The organism is Hymenobacter psychrotolerans DSM 18569, assembly GCF_900142395.1.
Classification (GTDB): Bacteria; Bacteroidota; Bacteroidia; order Cytophagales; family Hymenobacteraceae; genus Hymenobacter; species Hymenobacter psychrotolerans.
This window is the reverse complement of record NZ_FRAS01000012.1, coordinates 65,031-81,337: the sequence shown is the minus strand read 5'-3', so window position 1 is coordinate 81,337 and position 16,307 is coordinate 65,031. Positions and strand designations below refer to the sequence as shown.

The window sequence follows — 16,307 nt, the reverse complement described above, 5'->3', positions numbered from 1 at the left end:
GAGGAAACAACATCCTCCTCTATGCACCACGTCCTTTTCAGCTCCGCTGAGCGCCACGTGCCGGCCTGCTGGAACGAGCTTTCCGAGCACCAGCTGCTGCAGGTGGTCAAGACGCTGAACTACCAGCACCGCACCCGCATGGATATGCGGCTGCACCTGCTCAGCATCCTGCTGCAGCTGCCCTTTCCGACGCTGCTTTCCTGCACGCCCGTGCAACTGGCGCAGTTGCTGCCGCAGGCCGATTTCGTGCTGGAAAGCAACGAGCTGACGGCCCAACTGCTGCCAGCCATCAAGTTCAAGGGCCGGCTGCTCTACGGCCCGCGTGAGCACTTCCGCAACCTGCTGTTCAAGGAATTCATCTTCGCCGACAGCTACTTCATGCGCTTCTGCGCGGACCGGCAGGAAGCCCTGCTCGACAAGCTGGTGGCCGTGCTCTACCGGCCCCAGCGCAAGCCCTACCATCCGGACCGGGCCGACTACGGCGGGGACCGGCGCGAAGACTTCAACGAGCACCTGATCGAGTCGCGGGCCGCTGAGCTGGCCGCGCTGCCGCTGGCCATCAAGCTGGCTGTGCTCACCTGGTACACCGGCTGCCGACTGGAACTGGCCCGACAGCATCCCGACGTGTTCGGCTCGGGCCATGAGGAGAAGGCCGGCAGCAAAGGCTGGGACTACGTGCTGCGCGAGGTATCGGGCGGCGCGTTCGGCTCGCTGGCCGAAACCAGCCAGCAGCACGCCCGCATGGTGCTGGCCAAGATGCAGGACGACCAGGAAGCCGCCAAGCGGCAGCGGGAACTTCAACGCCAACAAGCCCCCCACTAATGCGCCACCAACAGTACACCAACATGGGCCGGGAGCTGGCCCGCCGCCACGTCGCCATTCAGCACTCGCCGGAGCAGTGCCGCTTCCTGCGCATTCTTATCAGCTCCGACCCCATCCAGAAGCAGCTCGACCTGAACGAGTTTTATACCAGTCTGCGCAACAAGCTGGACTTGCGCGAGGGCAAAGCGGCCCTGATTCTGGAAAACTACCAGGCCGACTACGGCGACAACGACGGCGACTTCTACGCCAAGTACCACCACAGCTCCTTCCTGGTGCTCAAGCTCACGGAGGCGGGCGACTTCGACGGCCGCGACGCCGTCATCGACGAGTGCGAGGAAATCGGCGAAGACCTGATGGGGGCCATCATCGCGCAGCTCCGCGAGGCGGGCCTGCAGATTTCGCCCGACGACGTGCTCCAGGAGGCCGTGGGGCCGATTGCGCAGGTGATGGTCGGGTGCCGCTTCAACTATGTATTCCGCAGCGCCGCTACCCAGGCGCTGACTTATAAACCCTCCAAATTCCTCGACTGATGGCCGGCGAACGTTTAGCGCAACAATATATTTTCATGGTGCCTGAGCAGGGTGTCACCGGCGACTGGGTTCAGATTTGGCTGGATGGTGCCTATCATCAGTTCACGGCCTTCAGTGGCGGCACGCTGACAGGCGTGCCGGCGTATGGCATATTCAACGCCAATTACCAGCAGACTGGAGGGCGTGACGGCGTAATTAGTGATGCCATGCGCGTGGTGCAGGAGCGCATCACCAGTCTGAGCCTGCCCTATACCGTGAGGGAACACCGCTCACCTGCTGGCGGGGTGTTCGGCAACATGCTGCTCGGTTTCATTATTGAGGCCACGCTCTACGACCTGCGATACGACTTTCAGCCCTGCTTGCAGCTGCGGCCGGGGTTGTTCAGCGTCAGTGCGCCCATTGGCACTATCCGCCCGGTTTTTGTGGACCAGGACGTGACGCCGGCCGGCATCTTCGGCTCGGCCACCGGTGCCATTACGCTCACGGCCCGCAACGGCAACAACGGGGTGTACACTTACACCTGGGCCGATGGGCCGACTACGGCCAGCCGCAGCAACCTGCGGGCCGGCCGCTACACCTGCGTGGTGGCCGACTCCAGCGGGGTCAGCCTCTCGGTTACCATTCTGGTGCGCCAGGACGACCAGCTCGAAGTAGTGGTGGACCGCTACGAAAACGACGTGACGCTGCGCGTGTCGGGCGGGCGGGCACCCTACACCTTCCTCTGGGATAACGGCACCACCGAGGCCACGCGCCCGGACCTGGAGCCGGGCACCTATACCTGCCGCATCACCGACTCGGTGGGCGCGACGGATGAAGTCTCGGTCACCATTTCCGAGTTTCAGTTTTATTTCTCGCTCAACCCCATCGTCCTGCCGATGGACGCCGGCCCGGAGTACCGGGAAGACCCGGGAGGGAAGCCCAACCTGAGCTTCTGCTGCGAGGTGTACATCGAGCCGGAATACATGAGCGGCAACTTCGTGCGAATCGGGGAGCCGATAGAGCAGCCGGCTGACCGCCACGGCCGCACCCGCTTTGAAGTGCAGACCCTGCTCGATACCTACCTGCAGGAGCACCTGCCGGAACTCGGCCAGCGCGACATCAGCCGCGCCGACTCGCTGTTCAAACGCTTCTACCTGCTTAGCTGGGAGCGGTACGGGGAGCCCGCGGAGGACGGGCCGCAGCAGCTGCAGCAGACCAACTACGTGGTGCTCGGCGGGCTGGACTTCTTCGAGTACCCTTCGCGCACCTGGTTCAACACCTATCAGGCGGCAGTGAAGCCGTTCCTTACCTGGCAGCCCAACGACCGGAACTGTCATCCTGAGCAGCCGGAGTACCTCTACTTCATGGCCGATTCCTTTGCGCTGGCCGCGTTTTCGGTGCGGGTGCGCGTGAGTTGCACCGATGGCAGCAGCGAAGAATTCATTGCCGGCACCTACCCAGGGCCGCGCCGTTACGAGGTGTTCTGCCTGCCGGTAGGCTTCGAGGCGCTGGTGCTGCGCCGCTTCGACTCGCCCACGCGGCGCGTGCTGAGCTGGTCGGTGCAGGTGGTCGACGACAACGGCGTGCCGCAGTCCGAGGAGCGCCGCTACCGGCTGGACTACCGCTACTTTCCGCAGAAGCGCTACTTCCTCTACACCAACTCGCTGGGCGGCGTGAACACGCTGGCCTGCACCGGCGAGGCAACGGGCACGCTTACGCCGGTGCAGGAAGAGGCCCAGCGCGGCCCCAATCCGGGCCACGACCCGCAATTGGGCGATGCCGTGGTCCTGGACCGTTCCGGCACGATGGTGCTGAACGTGCAGGTCGGGGCGCTGACGCGGGGCGAGTTGCTGGGCCTGCAGGACTTCGTGCTGAGCCGCCGCGTTACCATGGTGCGCGACGGCTTCTACTGGCCGGGCAAGGTGAAGCCCAAGGCATTCGAAGCCTTCAACGACGGCGACACCACGCGCAGCTATGCCTTTGACTTTGAGTTGCCCCGCCAGCGCGTGTTTACGCCGCGCCTGCCGGTGGCCACGTCGGCGAATACCCGGCCCGTTGCGGCCGGAGAAGGGGGGCAGCTATGATCCGGATGCTCACGATGGGCGGCGAGGAGCTGCAGCTGGCGGGCGACTCGCTCAGCCTGGAAATCAACAACCCCTATTTCGAGGAGGAATCCATTCCCGGCACCACGTCGCTGCCGTTTGGCTTCAGCTGGACCCGCGACAACCTGCGCGGGCTCGGCTTTCCGCACCGTTCCAAAGCCAGTGGCGGGCCAGCTCCGCTGCCGGTGCAGCTCTTCATTGACGGGCCGCTCTGGCAGTTGGGGGCGCTGAAGTACATCGACTGCGACGAGGCCAAAAAGCAGCTTTCCTACAACTTCGCCGCCGATGCCGGCGCGTTACGGGAGCAGATAAAGGGCGTGCTGATTTCCGATCTGGACCTGGGTGAGGTGCCGTTTCTGCGTACCAACACGGGGCCGGATTACGCGCTGCTGCCGGTGCGCAATCCGGAGTTCTACGGCGATAAAAACAAGGATTTCAAGGGCATCCTCAACTACTACGGACCGGCCGGCTACCCCATCGGCAGCAGCGTGCAGCACGCCTTCGCGCCGCAGCCCTACCTGGTGTCGGTCCTACGGAAAGTCATGCAGCACTTCGGCTGGACGGTAGTGGGCGAGTTTCTCGACGAGCCGGAAATTCAGACGCTGGCCATCTACAGTGACCGGGCGCATGAGGACAGCGACGGGCTGGTGCCGGCGACGGTCATACTGGCCCGCCACGTGCCCACCATCACGGTGGCCGCGCTGCTGCTGGCCCTGCAGGGCTTGTTCACGCTGGGCTACCAGTTCGACACCCAGCGGCGCGTGCTGCGCATTCGCCGGCTGGGGCGGGAGCTGGCCCGCACCGACTACCAGGAGCGCAGCGGCCAGCTGCTGCGCAGTGTGCCCAACCGCACCAACGGCTGGGTGCTGGTGCAGAGTCCGGACGACAACGACGACCTGGACGACGTGCTCGACACGAGTTGGCAGAAGCTGCGCCTCGGGGCGGGAGGGGAGGAAATCACTGTGGAAGCCGGCACGCTGCACATGGTGGTGGAAGAAGACCCGCTGGTCGCCGGCCGCGAGTGGCTGGTGCCGGCTATCAGCGCGAAGGGTGCGTCCGAGGCGTATGGGCTGGGCTCGGAAAGCAAAACGGGCCTGCGGCTGCTCTTCAACCGGGGCATGCAGCAGGACAGCCGGGCCGGGCAATATCCGCTGGGCTCGTCGGGCAATGTGAGCTACGGGGGCACCCAGGCCGGGCAGCTCACCCTGCTCTGGGACGGGGCCGAGGGGCTGCATGAGCAGTTCGGCAAGGCGTGGTATGCGTTCCGGAGCCGGGCAATGGAGACTGAGTACGAGATGCCCTTCAACCTGGCGGATCTGCGCAGCCTCGATCCGGGCCGGCTGGAAATGGTCGACGCGCACCTGCGCCTGTGGAAGCAGATCAGCCTCACGATAGACGTGCAGCGCAAGCTGGGCAGGGCCACTATCCTTTACCACGAGGTGCGATGAGCGGGCCGCAGCAGGAACAGGGGCCGGATATAGCGGCTGAGCGGCAGCGGGTGGCATTGGCCTGGCTGGATATCACGATCCAGAATTTCCGGGCCAATATAAAGAAGCTCAAAATCGGCTCCACCGGCGAGCTGTACGAGAGCTTCCGGGGCGCACTCGTCGGTGCGGCGGGCGGCGATGAGCTGAAGCTGCGCCTGGTGTACGCCCTGCAGGGCATGTACGTCGACATGGGCGTGGGGCGCGGTATGGGGGCGGGCGTGACCAAGGACCAGGGGGCCGACTACCGGCGTCTGCGCAACGGCAAGGGCAAGCTGCACCGCCACCAGCGCAAGGCCAAGCGCTGGCAGAGCCGCCAGCTGGCGCGGGAGCAGCACCGCCTGGGGGAATTAATGAGTGATATCAGTGGCCGCACGCTCATCGCCACGGTGAGCATGGGCCTTCCAAAATCAATCGAGGTTAACTTATAAGTAAAGTCGTATGGCTGGTGAAACCGAAAAGAGAACGATAGAAATCGTCGTTAATGGGCAGAAAGTAAATGCCAGTCTGAAGGAGATGGACGCGGCAGCCGCCGTGCTCTACAATCAGTTCAAGAAGCTCTCGGCCGATGATCCGGGCCGGGCCAAGCTGCTGCAGGACTACCGCGACCTGAAGGAGCGCGTCGGTGATGTGCGCAAGGAGCTGGGCCAGGTGAAGGAGTCCGCCAGCGTGTTCCAGCAGGCTATGGCCTTTGCGGGCGTAACGGTGGGCGCGGAAGCTATCATCGACGGCATTAAGGAACTGGGGGCGGAAGTCATTCAGACCACCAAGGAAGTGCAGACGCTGCGCTCCAGCATCAACGGGCTGACAGGCGCGACGGGCGCGGAGCTGGACGGGCTTACCAGTTCGGTGATGGCCGTGGCCCGCACCTTCGGCAAGGATTTCAACGAGGTGCTGGTAGCCAGCAACTCGCTCAGCAAAACGATGGGCGTAAGCCAGCAGGAAGCCATGCGCCTGATTGAGCAGGGCTTTTTGTCGGGGGCTGATGCGTCGGGCGAGTTTCTCGACCAGGTGAAGGAATACGGGCCGCAGTTCAAGGCTGCCGGCGTGAGTGCCAACGAAGCCATCGGCATCATTTCGCAGTCGGTGACGGGCGGTATCTTCTCCGATAAGGGGGCCGACGTAGTGAAAGAATTCGGGCTGCGCATTACGGAGCAGACCAAGTCTACCAAGGATGCCCTGTACGCCGCCTTCGGGCCGGAATTCACCAAAGAGATTCTGGAGGGCGTGAATTCCGGCAGCATGACGTCGATAGAGGCGCTGCGCCGCATCTCGCAGGAGATGAACGACACCAAGATTCCCGCATCGCAGCTGCAGACCGTGGTGGCCGACGTGTTCGGCGGGCCGGGCGAGGATGCGGGCCTCGACTATCTGAAGTCCCTGCGCAACGTGGGCGGGGGCGTGGATGAGCTGGTTGATAAAACCAACGTCTACGTGCAGCGGCAGCGGGAGCAGCTCCGCTCGGAAAAGGAGCTTGCCGACGCGCAGAACGAGTTGGCGAAGGCGTTTGAGGGCGGTGGCACGATGATGAGCACGGTGACCAACAGGGCCATGACGGTGCTCTACACCTTGCTCGTCTCGCTGGGAGCCACGTTCCGGGAACTGGCCGAGCCGGTGCAGCGCATCTGGGCTTCGCTGCTGGATCTGGGCCAGTCGCTGGGCCTGATCAGCCAGGAAGGCACTACGGCCAAAGGAGTCGGGGAGGCGCTGGGCGCAATCTTCCGGCTGATTTTCGCGCCAACCAAAGCCCTGTGGGGCGTGCTGGCCGACATCACCGTGGCCCTGGTGGAGTGGGCCAAGAAATCGGAGCTGGCGCGGGCCGCGCTGCAGGTGATGACGGCCCCGGTCCGCACGCTCTACGCGCTGCTCACCAACGGGCCGGCTTATTTCGCCGGGTTTTCGGCGGCAGCCGAGGCCAGCTTCGGCGTAATCGGCCGGGCGTGGCAGCGCATCCTGAACCGCGACTTCGCGGGAGCCAAGGCAGAGTTCGGAAAAATCGGCACCACGGCCGGCGAGGAATACAACCGGGCGTTTGCCGCAGCACTGGCTGCCGGCGACAGCTCGGCCAGCGCCAGCGCCACGTCGAGCAACGGGGGAAATGAGGCTCCCACGCGCAGGGCAGCCGGGACGGGCATGACGGAAGCGGATGAGGCCAAAGCAGACAAGGACCGGGAAGCGCGGCTGAAGAAAGTCGCTGCAGCGCAGGACAAAGCCGATCTGGCCCGGCTGAAAGCCCTGCAGGCACAGGTGGCACTGGAAATGAAGCTGGAAGATGCGCGGGTGCTGGCCATCGAAGACGACCATGAGCGTGAAATAGCGGGGGTGCGGCTCAAGTACCGCCGTAAAGCGGCGCTGGTAGAAGGCACCGAGGCCCAGCAGCAGCAGCAGTTGATGGCCATCCGGGATGAGCAGAACCGGGAGTTGGCCGCGTTGTCGGAGAAGTATCAGACCAAGGCCGACGAGGATGCCAAAACCCGCTTCGAAAAGAGTCTGCTCGACGAGGATGCCGCTCAGCAGGACCGGGAGCTGGCCATTCAAGTGATGTTCGACGAGATGCTACTGTCCGAGGAGTCGCGCGACCTGGCCTTGTATGAGTCGAAGCGCCGGTCATTGGAAGCCAAACTGGAAATGGAGGCAGCGCATGGTGGCAAAACCACCACGCTCTACATGAAAACCCGGCGTGAGCTAACCAAGCTGGAAAAGGAGCACAATAAGGAGATAGAGGACAACACCAAGAAGCGCGAGAAAGCCAAGATGGATGCCGTCGACATGACGCTTAAGTTTGGCAGCGCGGCCCTGCAGACCACTATCGACATTCTGTTCCAGGACGAAGCGGCCCGGAAGAAGCACCACAATATGTACACGGCCCTGAGCGGGGCGAAGCTAATCATGGATGGGGCGCAGGAAGTGGCCGCAATCTGGCGGTATGCGGCTGAAAACCCGGCCAACGGCCCAACAGGGGGGACAGTGGGCGCTATTATCGGGGCGCTGCAGACCGGTTTGGCCGTGGCCCGCACGACGTTTGCCCTGACCAAGCTGCAGAAATTCAGCTTTGCCGAGGGTGGGCGCACTGGAGCCGGCATGATGGCTGGTGCGCAGGGTGCTCAGGCGTTCAGCAACATGATGAACCTGTCGGATATGCGTGTCGGGGCCAGTGGCCGACTCGTCGACAATACTGGTTTCGCCGTAGCCGGCATTGTGCACGAGGATGAGTACGTGATACCGAAGTGGATGCGGGCCGACCCGCAGGTGCTGGCCGTTGAAAGCTGGCTGGAGGCCCGGCGACTACGCGGCTACGCGGAAGGCGGGGCCACGACGGATGGTGGCGGCCGGAGGATGGTGGCGGACTTACTGCCCACGGGTTCCGCGACGACGGAAACCGTGCAGCTGCTGCAGGACATCCTGGTAGAGCAGCGCCTGCAAAATGCCCGCATCGACCAATGGCAGCGGGAACTGGAGGTAAAGCTGAGTCTGCAGGAACTGCAAAAGAGCCAGCAGCAGTTGTCAACGCTGAAGGCGCAGTCGGCCATTCGAAAGGGCGATTAGCGTGCCTCCCTGAGGATTAGAAGGGTAGGATCTTGACGGATAATGAAGCAGAGGGAAACACTTTCCGAAACTTTATAATACTTTTAGCACTATACTAAATATGTTAGCAAGAGCAACGCCCAGCCCCTCACCCTTTTCTTTTTACTTATGGTGCCCCAACTTCCTGATGGTCCGCTACCCGTTGTGGACCCTGTATCGAAATCCGTTATAGATGTGCGTCCCTTTATGTCGATGCTGTACGCAAAGCATAATGGTGACCGGGAGCACTTGGTAGGCGAATTACACCAGCTCTCCAACTACCTGATGCGTGAGCCCGAACAGCAACAGGATGCGGCTACTCTGCGCCGCATGTTCAATCTGGTCGCTGATCTGGCCACGGCCCTTGACAGTATTAAGGAGATACAGGTGGCAGACTAACTTCTACTCGCTGCTCGTGACCGCTTCTGACTGCCTCGCCTTCCCGGGTGGGGCAGTTTTGTTTTGAGCAACCCCGTCCAAAAACCGGTCGATTCTTGGACACTTTTAGTACCCTGCTCTACGCACTCAAAAACGCGGTTTCTTGGGAGCGTTTTTCATACCCTTTTTTGGACGGGGTTTTTGTAGCTTTAGGCTCATCCGTTTTTCTAGCACATGGCAGCCTCTAGCTCACTTCCACACCTGATGGTTTGGCAAAATGATAAGAACTCAGATTCTGTATCTCTGAAATCTTGGGATGCACTGGCTAATCTTATTGGGGTTCGGAATTTTGAACCGCAGAATTTGGAGAAGGAATCGTTTCGCAAACAGCACCACATAACCCTTGGGTTTATGAAAGCAGGAATAACAACGCCCTTCTACGAGTTGGACGTGGTTTCTCTAAAGGACGGGGCAGATGCCTATCTCAAATACAAAGGAGAGAACAGATTTGTAGCAATAGATAATACCGAACAAGAACATAGCTTAGAAGAGATAAGCTCAGTCACTAAAATGGCTAATTACTACGTTAATAAGGAACGGTTTCACGAATTCTTTCCAAACGCAGGACTCTAATGAAAGCTGCCATTTATGCACGCGTGAGCACTCGTGACAAAGGGCAGGACAATGAAAACCAGCTGCGTGAGCTGCGGGCCTTCGCCGAGCGGCTGGGCTACTCTATCTATAAAGAGTACCTCGACACCGAATCGGGCGGCAAGGCCGAGCGGCCGCAATTCAAGCAACTCTTCACCGATGCCCACCAGCGCCGTTTCGATGTGGTGCTGTTCTGGGCGCTGGACCGCTTCAGCCGGGAGGGTGTTATCGAAACGCTCAACCACCTGCAGCGTCTTTCGCACTCAGGCGTGCAGTTCAAGAGCTACACCGAGCAGTACCTGGACTCGACGGGCATGTTCAAGGATGCTATCATCAGCATCCTGGCTACTATTGCCAAGCAGGAGCGGGTGCGACTCGGGGAGCGAACCAAGGCTGGGCTGTCGAAGGCCGTGGCCAAAGGCAAGGTGCTGGGCCGGCCGGGTGTCGACACCTATAAGCAGGCCCAAGTGCAGCGGCTGAAGGCCACTGGCATTTCGAACCGGGCCATTGCCACCGCCCTGGGACTTTCACCTAGTACCGTATCTAAATACTTAATACAATGAGCCTTCCGGTCATGAATGGGGTATCCATTGAAAAAGCCCTTGAAAAAGCAAATAATGGTAAGACGTTGACTTATGAAGAGGAGGAAGGATTGTGCTTATTTCTGATAGGAGCGCAATCCGATGATCCTGGCGTATTCAAAAAGTACCAAGCCCTATGTGCAGATCAAACATTTATAACGGGATTTTATCTAAAAGCTTCCCCCAATCCTGTAATAAGCACAAGAGCTAGAAACTACGACCATGTAGCTGAGCTTGCAAAGAGGGTTGCGGATTTCGAGGCCAAGTACGATTCAAATAGCTCAGATGACTTTATTAGACAAGTAAGAAAAGAATATAATATAGAATTGAAAGAAATTAAAAGGAAATACTCTGGGGAGGATTTGATACAGAAGTCAAACGATCTGAAGGCAAAGATGGAATACCTGAGAATTCGCTCCGACAGGTTATATCACGACTATCTAGCCAAGCACAACCTCCCCACATTGGACATTGCCTTTCGTGGCATGGCAATACGGTTTGACAAGGTATCTATCATGCATATTTTGAATAGGCATGTGATTAGAAACGGCTTCTTGCAAATAGATTTGGAATCAGCTAAGTCTCAGCTTAATATGACAAGCCTAGAGCAAGTCATTGATAACGTGAAGCATTTATTTTCTGTTATTCCAGATTCTGTAACTAGAGATAATTCTAAAGAGCTAACCTTTTATTTTAAAAAAGATCTTGCGGGAGATATTTTTGCAGTGCATACAAAATTAATTAATGAAAGCACTCATGCCAATGCAAAGAAGATTCACAGACTTGAAACATATTACCCTCTAAATAAAAAGGATAAGATAGATGAGGTAAAAGCCAGAGGGGTTATTAGACTAAAAGAAGGTATATACCTGTATAACGAATAGCCTTCCTGTTTCCTGTCCTTTTTCTCGGATAGAGCCAAGGTGAGTTTTGGGTTCTTCAACTCATTATTCACCTTTTCTCTATCCTATGAGAGCATTACTCAGTGCCGCGCTGCTCAGTGGCATGGTCATCGTGTTTAGCCTGTCGGGGCCAGTTTTGGCTCAGCCACCTCCCGATGTAAGGCCAACGCCTGAAAAGGTGGCCTACCTCTACTTGGTGCAGGCTCCCGTTTATCTGGTTGAACTAACCGCTTTGGTGATGCCAGTAGTGCCAGTGATGGCCGTGGTGCCGGTGCCAGCTCAGCCAGCTGCTCCGACCAGTGCCATTCAGGGCGTGGGCCAGATTGACGGGCCAAAGTTTCGGGGGCCACCCAGGCTAGTGGGCCGAAAAAAGAAGGTACACGGCCGGTGGTACAAATTCTACCACATCAAGGGCAAGCGCAGGGCTGATCTGCACATCGACCCAGGTAGGAGAATAGCCGATCAGGCATAGATATAAAACAGAAAAAGCCCGTTCCTAGATTGGAACGGGCTTTTTCTATGCCGCGTCGTCGAGCGCATCCATCCGGTCTATTTCGGCCTGCTTCATGGCCTCGTCAACATGGACGTATTTCATTGTCATGCTCAGCTTCTTATGCCCCATCAGCTTTTGCAGCACCTCAACTTTGCCGCCTCGCCGAATGAAGTTGGTGGCGAAGGTCTCGCGGCCGATGTGGTGGTGCAGCTTGGTTTTGATGCCTAGCCAGTCGGCTATTTTCTGCAGGGTGCGGTTGGTGTACTGGTCAGTGTAGAGGAAGAAGCCATCGGTGCCGTTTTCGGTCCGGCTGTCATTCAGGTAGCGCAGCGCCCGCTTGGTGATGGGCAGCAGCGTTTCCTTCTCATCGTAGCGGAACGTCTTCTGCACCTTCAGCTCTACCAGCTGGCCCGTTACTTTGGCCTCGTCCATGCGCTTCAGGTCGCCCAGGCGCAGCCCGCAGTTGCAGCTGAAGAGGAACTTCTGGAGCATGCGCCGGTGCGTATCTCCCGGCTTCGTGCTGGCATAGTAGGTTTCCAGCGCGGTAAGCTCCTCTTCCGCCAGCGCCTTCCACTTGCCGGCCACCGTGGTGTTGGTGAAGTACTGGTAGGGATTCTCGAAGGTGATTTTGTCGCGCCGGGCCAGCTCTAAGTACGCCTTCACGTTGCGGTGCCGGCCCGAGCGGGTATTGGTGCAGCTGTTATGTACCTTCTTCAGCCACGAGTCGAAGTCGCTGGCAAACTTATGGGTGAAGCTGCTGAAGGGCAGGACCGGCAGGCGGCTGCTATCCTTGGCGCTGGCCTTGTTTATCGGCAGCGTCCGCGCAAACTCCTGCACCTTACGCCACGTGGTCACGTGCTTGATACGCGTACACTCCGAAATCTGCCCTCTCTTGGCACGCTCTGCTATCCGGGCCTCCATGTAGCCTAAAAAGTCCGTGCTGCTGACACCACTGTGGTATTGGCGCAGAAACTCATCTACCGTGAGCACCAGCTCCGGCTGTAGCCGGTAAGCGACAAATATCTCGTTGGCCTTGCTGCGGGCCTGTCCGATGATCAGGTTGTTGTCGCTGGCCTTCTGCTCCAGCTGCTCGCCCATCAGTGCCTCCGTGTGCCGCAGCAGTTCCTTATAGCCGGCTGGCTGCCTATCGCGGGGCAGCTTGTCCAGGCACCGGCCCGACTTCTCGTCGAACAGCCGCTCCGGCCAGCTCAGGTCCAACGGCACGATGACCACTTTCCGGTTGATGATGACCTGCAGGCGCACGGTATTGAGGCCGTTTTTCTGCGCAGGTTTACGGAGGCTGATGGTAGCTGTTAAACTCACGTGTTAAACAGGTGTTAAACAATGAACGCAGAAAAGCCCCTTTCAACCTGCGTTTCCAGCTTGGAAACGAGGTTGAAAGGGGCTTTAAAGGTGCCCGGAGGCTAAAAAGTACCAGAGACGGGACTCGAACCCGTACGCCCAAGGGCAAGGGATTTTAAGTCCCTCGTGGCTACCATTACACCACTCTGGCAGTTGCCCGTCGCCTGAAGGAGACAGGGCGGCAAGTTGGGCAAATAACTCTGAATTATTGTTCTGGCGGCCGCTTTTAGCTGAAACAGAGCCACCATAAAACAAAAAAAGGATGCTTCCGAAGAAACATCCTTTTTGAGCGGGAGACGAGGTTCGAACTCGCGACCTCGACCTTGGCAAGGTCGCGCTCTACCAACTGAGCTACTCTCGCTTTTGATCTTGGCGCCGTAGTGGCGTTTTGATGTGACAAAGGTACAACGACTTTTCTTTCTGTCAAGACCTGCGCTGAAAAAAAACGCGTTTTTTTCCTCCGGCAAGATGGTTTTTGCTCAGTATCAGGGAGAAAAATTTTGCTCTTGTTGTGCGCTATGCGCGCCGGAATCGAAGAGGGAGAAAGTAACAACAATATGAAAGGGCCTTTTGCCGCTGGAACTAGTCTGCTCAGGGCCTGCGGAGGCCGCTTGGTTATTTGCCACCGGCGGCCAGCTTCAGCTCATTAAGCTTGAGTAGGGCTTCTATGGGCGTGAGTGTGTTGACGTCCAGCTTCTCCAGCAGCTCCCGGACTCGTTCCATAACCGGGTCGGCGGGCTCGAACATGCTAAGCTGCAAGCTGGGGCGGGGAGCAGTGTGCACGGCTGCAGCCGGTTGCGCTTTGGGGCCGCGGCGGGTCGGTTCCGGTGCGGCCGCCGCGCCGTTCAGCGGAATTATCTTGCCGTCAGATTGTGCTTCCAGGCCGGCCAGTACGTCGTCAAACTCGGTGGGCGTGTCGGGGTCTATGCCGGCCGAAGTGCGCTCCTGCTCCAGATGGTGCATGATTTCGTTGGCGCGCAGCACCACGGAAGTGGGCATGCCGGCCATGCGGGCCACATGAATACCGAAGCTGTGCTCGGAGCCGCCTTCGCGCAGCTTGCGCAGAAACAGAATGCGGCCATCGGCTTCCTTCACAGCTACATTGTAGTTGCGCACCCGCGGGCAGTCATCAGCCAGTTGGTTCAACTCGTGGTAGTGCGTGGCAAACAGGGTTTTGGCGCGCGCTTTAGGCGAGTTGTGCAGATGTTCCACAATGGCCCAGGCAATGCTGATACCATCATAGGTGCTGGTGCCCCGCCCGATTTCGTCCATCAGCACGAGGCTCCGGTCGGAGAGGTTGTTGAGGATGCTGGCGGTTTCGGTCATTTCCACCATGAAGGTGCTTTCGCCCTTGCTCAGGTTGTCGGAAGCACCGACGCGGGTGAAAATCTTGTCGATGACGCCAATGTGAGCCGCATCGGCGGGTACGAAGGAGCCAATCTGGGCCAGCAGTACAATCAGGGCAGTCTGGCGCAGCAACGCCGATTTACCGGCCATGTTGGGTCCCGTAATCACCACAATCTGCTGGTCGTCCTGGTCGAGGCAGATATCGTTGGGGATGTACTGCTCGCCGGGGGGCAGCTGACGCTCAATCACGGGGTGGCGGCCAGCCCGAATGTCGAGTAGCGTCGAATCGTCGACGGTGGGCTTCACGTAGCGGTGCTGGCGGGCCGTGGCCGCGAAGGAAGCCAGGCAGTCGGCTACTCCAATGGCACGGGCATTCTGCTGAATCTGGGCCACGTATTCCGCCGCAAACAGCACCAGGTCATTGTAGATGTTCTGCTCGATGACGAACAAACGCTCCTCGGCGTGCAGAATCTTCTCCTCGTAGGTTTTGAGCTCCTCCGTGATGTAGCGCTCGGCATTCACCAGCGTCTGCTTCCGGATCCAGGAAGCAGGCACTTTGTCTTTGTGCGCGTTCGTGACTTCCAGATAGTAGCCGAACACCTTGTTGTAGGCCACTTTCAGCGACGAAATACCGGTTTCCTGCACGGCGCGCTGCTGCAGCTGAAACAGGTAGTCTTTGCCCGAAAACGCCATGGCCCGCAGCTCATCCAGCTCCGTATTTACGCCATCGTTGAGCACGCCGCCCTGGTTGGTAAGAATAGGGGCGTCTTCCCGAACCTTAGCCCGGATTTCGTCGCGCAGCGCGGCGCAGGGGTTCAGCTGGTCGGCCAGCTTCTGCAGGGCCCGGATGCCGGAGGCCGCCAGCTGCTCCCGAATCGGGCTGATGGCTTCCAGGGCGCGGGCCAGCTGCAGCAGCTCGCGCGGGTTGATGCGCCGCACCGCCACCTTGGAAATCAGGCGTTCCAGGTCGTTGATCTGGCGCAGGTGCTGCAGCAGGTCTTCCAGCAGCTCGGGCGTCTGCAGCAGGGCCTCCACCGTGTCGAGGCGGCGCTGAATCTGGGCGGGCTCCTTGAGGGGCAGCACCACCCACTTGCGCAGCAGGCGCGCGCCCATCGGTGTCACGGTCTGGTCGAGAATGTCGATGAGCGGCACGCCGCCGGGGTGCTGGGCCTGTACCAGCTCCAGGTTGCGCACCGTAAACCGGTCGAGCCACACGTACTTGTCTTCCTCCAGCCGCCCGACGCTACCGATGTGGCCTACGTCGGTGTGCTTGGTTTCGGCGAGGTAGTGCATGATGCAGCCCGCCGCCGTGATGCCCTCACGCAGCCCGTCAATGCCGAAGCCTTTGAGCGAAGCCGTGTTGAAGTGGCGCGTGAGCGTGTCGTGGCAGTAGTCGAAGCCGAACACCCACTCGTCGAGCGCAAAATGGCAGAAGTCGGGACCGAAATGCCCTTCGAACTCCGCCCGGCTTTTGCGGCAGAACAGCACCTCCGCCGGCTGAAAGTTCTGGAGCAGCTTACCCAGGTAATCAATAGTGCCCTGGGCCACCAGAAACTCACCGGTGCTGATATCCAGAAACGAAATGCCCGCTTCCTGCTTGCCGAAATGCACGGCGCAGAGGTAATTATTAGAACGGCGGTCCAGCACGTTGTCGTGCAGGCTCACGCCGGGCGTCACGAGCTCCGTAATGCCGCGCTTGACGAGGCCTTTGGCCTGCTTGGGGTCTTCGAGCTGGTCGCAGATGGCGACGCGCTGGCCGGCGCGCACCAGCTTGGGCAGGTAGTTGTCGAGGGCGTGGTGGGGAAAGCCGGCCAGCGGCGTTTCGGAGGCCGTGCCCGCGCCGCGCTTGGTGAGCGTAATGTCGAGAATGCGCGAGGCCGTTACGGCATCTTCCCCGAAGGTTTCGTAGAAGTCGCCGACCCGGAACAGGAGCACGGCGCCGGGGTGCGCCTGCTTGAGCTCATAATACTGGCGCATCAGCGGCGTATCGACCACGGGAGCGGGGCCCAGGGTGCCGTGGGTGCGGACAGGCTTTTTAGTTGAATCGGCGACTTTGGTTTTCACGGAAAAACGGAAATTCAGGAATATGGGGGCGGGCACTGTCATCCTGAG

At 59.5% G+C, this 16,307-nt stretch carries 13 protein-coding genes and 2 tRNA genes; 11 read left to right on the top strand and 4 right to left on the bottom strand.

Annotation, left to right across the window (positions count from 1 at the left end; all coding sequences use genetic code 11):
- The first annotated feature begins 21 nt into the window (after positions 1-21).
- The 11 genes from BUE15_RS12105 (at position 22) to BUE15_RS12055 (ending at position 11,465) form a co-directional block, all read left to right on the top strand.
- Positions 22-822 (top strand): hypothetical protein, encoded by an 801-nt coding sequence (locus tag BUE15_RS12105; RefSeq protein WP_073285205.1) that lies wholly within the window; start codon positions 22-24, stop codon positions 820-822.
- Positions 822-1,352, top strand: coding sequence for a hypothetical protein (locus BUE15_RS12100; protein ID WP_073285203.1), 531 nt, complete (start codon positions 822-824; stop codon positions 1,350-1,352). The genes BUE15_RS12105 and BUE15_RS12100 overlap by 1 nt, the downstream gene beginning before the upstream one ends.
- A gap of 35 nt (positions 1,353-1,387) precedes the next feature.
- Positions 1,388-3,415: a SprB repeat-containing protein gene (locus BUE15_RS12095; RefSeq protein WP_073285200.1), complete on the top strand. Its 2,028-nt coding sequence runs from the start codon at positions 1,388-1,390 to the stop codon at positions 3,413-3,415.
- Positions 3,412-4,881: a hypothetical protein gene (locus tag BUE15_RS12090; RefSeq protein WP_073285197.1), complete on the top strand. Its 1,470-nt coding sequence runs from the start codon at positions 3,412-3,414 to the stop codon at positions 4,879-4,881. Before BUE15_RS12095 ends, BUE15_RS12090 begins: the two co-directional genes overlap by 4 nt.
- The gene (locus BUE15_RS12085) at positions 4,878-5,348 is read left to right on the top strand and encodes a hypothetical protein (RefSeq protein ID WP_073285194.1); all 471 of its coding nucleotides are present in this window, start codon (positions 4,878-4,880) and stop codon (positions 5,346-5,348) included. Before BUE15_RS12090 ends, BUE15_RS12085 begins: the two co-directional genes overlap by 4 nt.
- Before the next feature lie 10 nt (positions 5,349-5,358).
- On the top strand, positions 5,359-8,463 hold the full coding sequence (locus BUE15_RS12080) for a phage tail tape measure protein (protein WP_073285190.1): 3,105 nt from the start codon (positions 5,359-5,361) through the stop codon (positions 8,461-8,463).
- Between the two features lie 231 nt (positions 8,464-8,694).
- Entirely contained in the window at positions 8,695-8,880 is a 186-nt protein-coding gene (locus BUE15_RS12075) for a hypothetical protein (protein WP_211617642.1), read from the top strand.
- Between the two features lie 213 nt (positions 8,881-9,093).
- Positions 9,094-9,492: a hypothetical protein gene (locus BUE15_RS12070; protein WP_073285184.1), complete on the top strand. Its 399-nt coding sequence runs from the start codon at positions 9,094-9,096 to the stop codon at positions 9,490-9,492.
- Entirely contained in the window at positions 9,492-10,073 is a 582-nt protein-coding gene (locus tag BUE15_RS12065) for a recombinase family protein (RefSeq protein WP_073285182.1), read from the top strand. Before BUE15_RS12070 ends, BUE15_RS12065 begins: the two co-directional genes overlap by 1 nt.
- Positions 10,070-10,975 carry a hypothetical protein gene (locus BUE15_RS12060; RefSeq protein ID WP_073285179.1) on the top strand — a complete coding sequence of 302 codons (906 nt, stop codon included), beginning with the start codon at positions 10,070-10,072 and terminating at the stop codon, positions 10,973-10,975. Before BUE15_RS12065 ends, BUE15_RS12060 begins: the two co-directional genes overlap by 4 nt.
- A gap of 85 nt (positions 10,976-11,060) precedes the next feature.
- Positions 11,061-11,465, top strand: coding sequence for a hypothetical protein (locus BUE15_RS12055; RefSeq protein WP_073285176.1), 405 nt, complete (start codon positions 11,061-11,063; stop codon positions 11,463-11,465).
- A gap of 45 nt (positions 11,466-11,510) precedes the next feature.
- Here the strand turns inward: BUE15_RS12055 and BUE15_RS12050 are convergent, their stop codons facing one another.
- The 4 genes from BUE15_RS12050 to mutS all read right to left on the bottom strand — a co-directional run bounded on the left by BUE15_RS12050 (position 11,511) and on the right by mutS (position 16,172).
- Positions 11,511-12,809 (bottom strand): tyrosine-type recombinase/integrase, encoded by a 1,299-nt coding sequence (locus BUE15_RS12050; protein WP_073285174.1) that lies wholly within the window; start codon positions 12,807-12,809, stop codon positions 11,511-11,513.
- A gap of 109 nt (positions 12,810-12,918) precedes the next feature.
- Positions 12,919-12,999: transfer RNA gene (locus tag BUE15_RS12045), tRNA-Leu, on the bottom strand.
- Between the two features lie 137 nt (positions 13,000-13,136).
- Positions 13,137-13,209 (bottom strand) — tRNA-Gly (locus BUE15_RS12040).
- Positions 13,210-13,463: 254 nt separating this feature from the next.
- On the bottom strand, positions 13,464-16,172 hold the full coding sequence (mutS, locus tag BUE15_RS12035) for a DNA mismatch repair protein MutS (protein WP_244535944.1): 2,709 nt from the start codon (positions 16,170-16,172) through the stop codon (positions 13,464-13,466).
- Positions 16,173-16,307 lie beyond the last annotated feature (135 nt).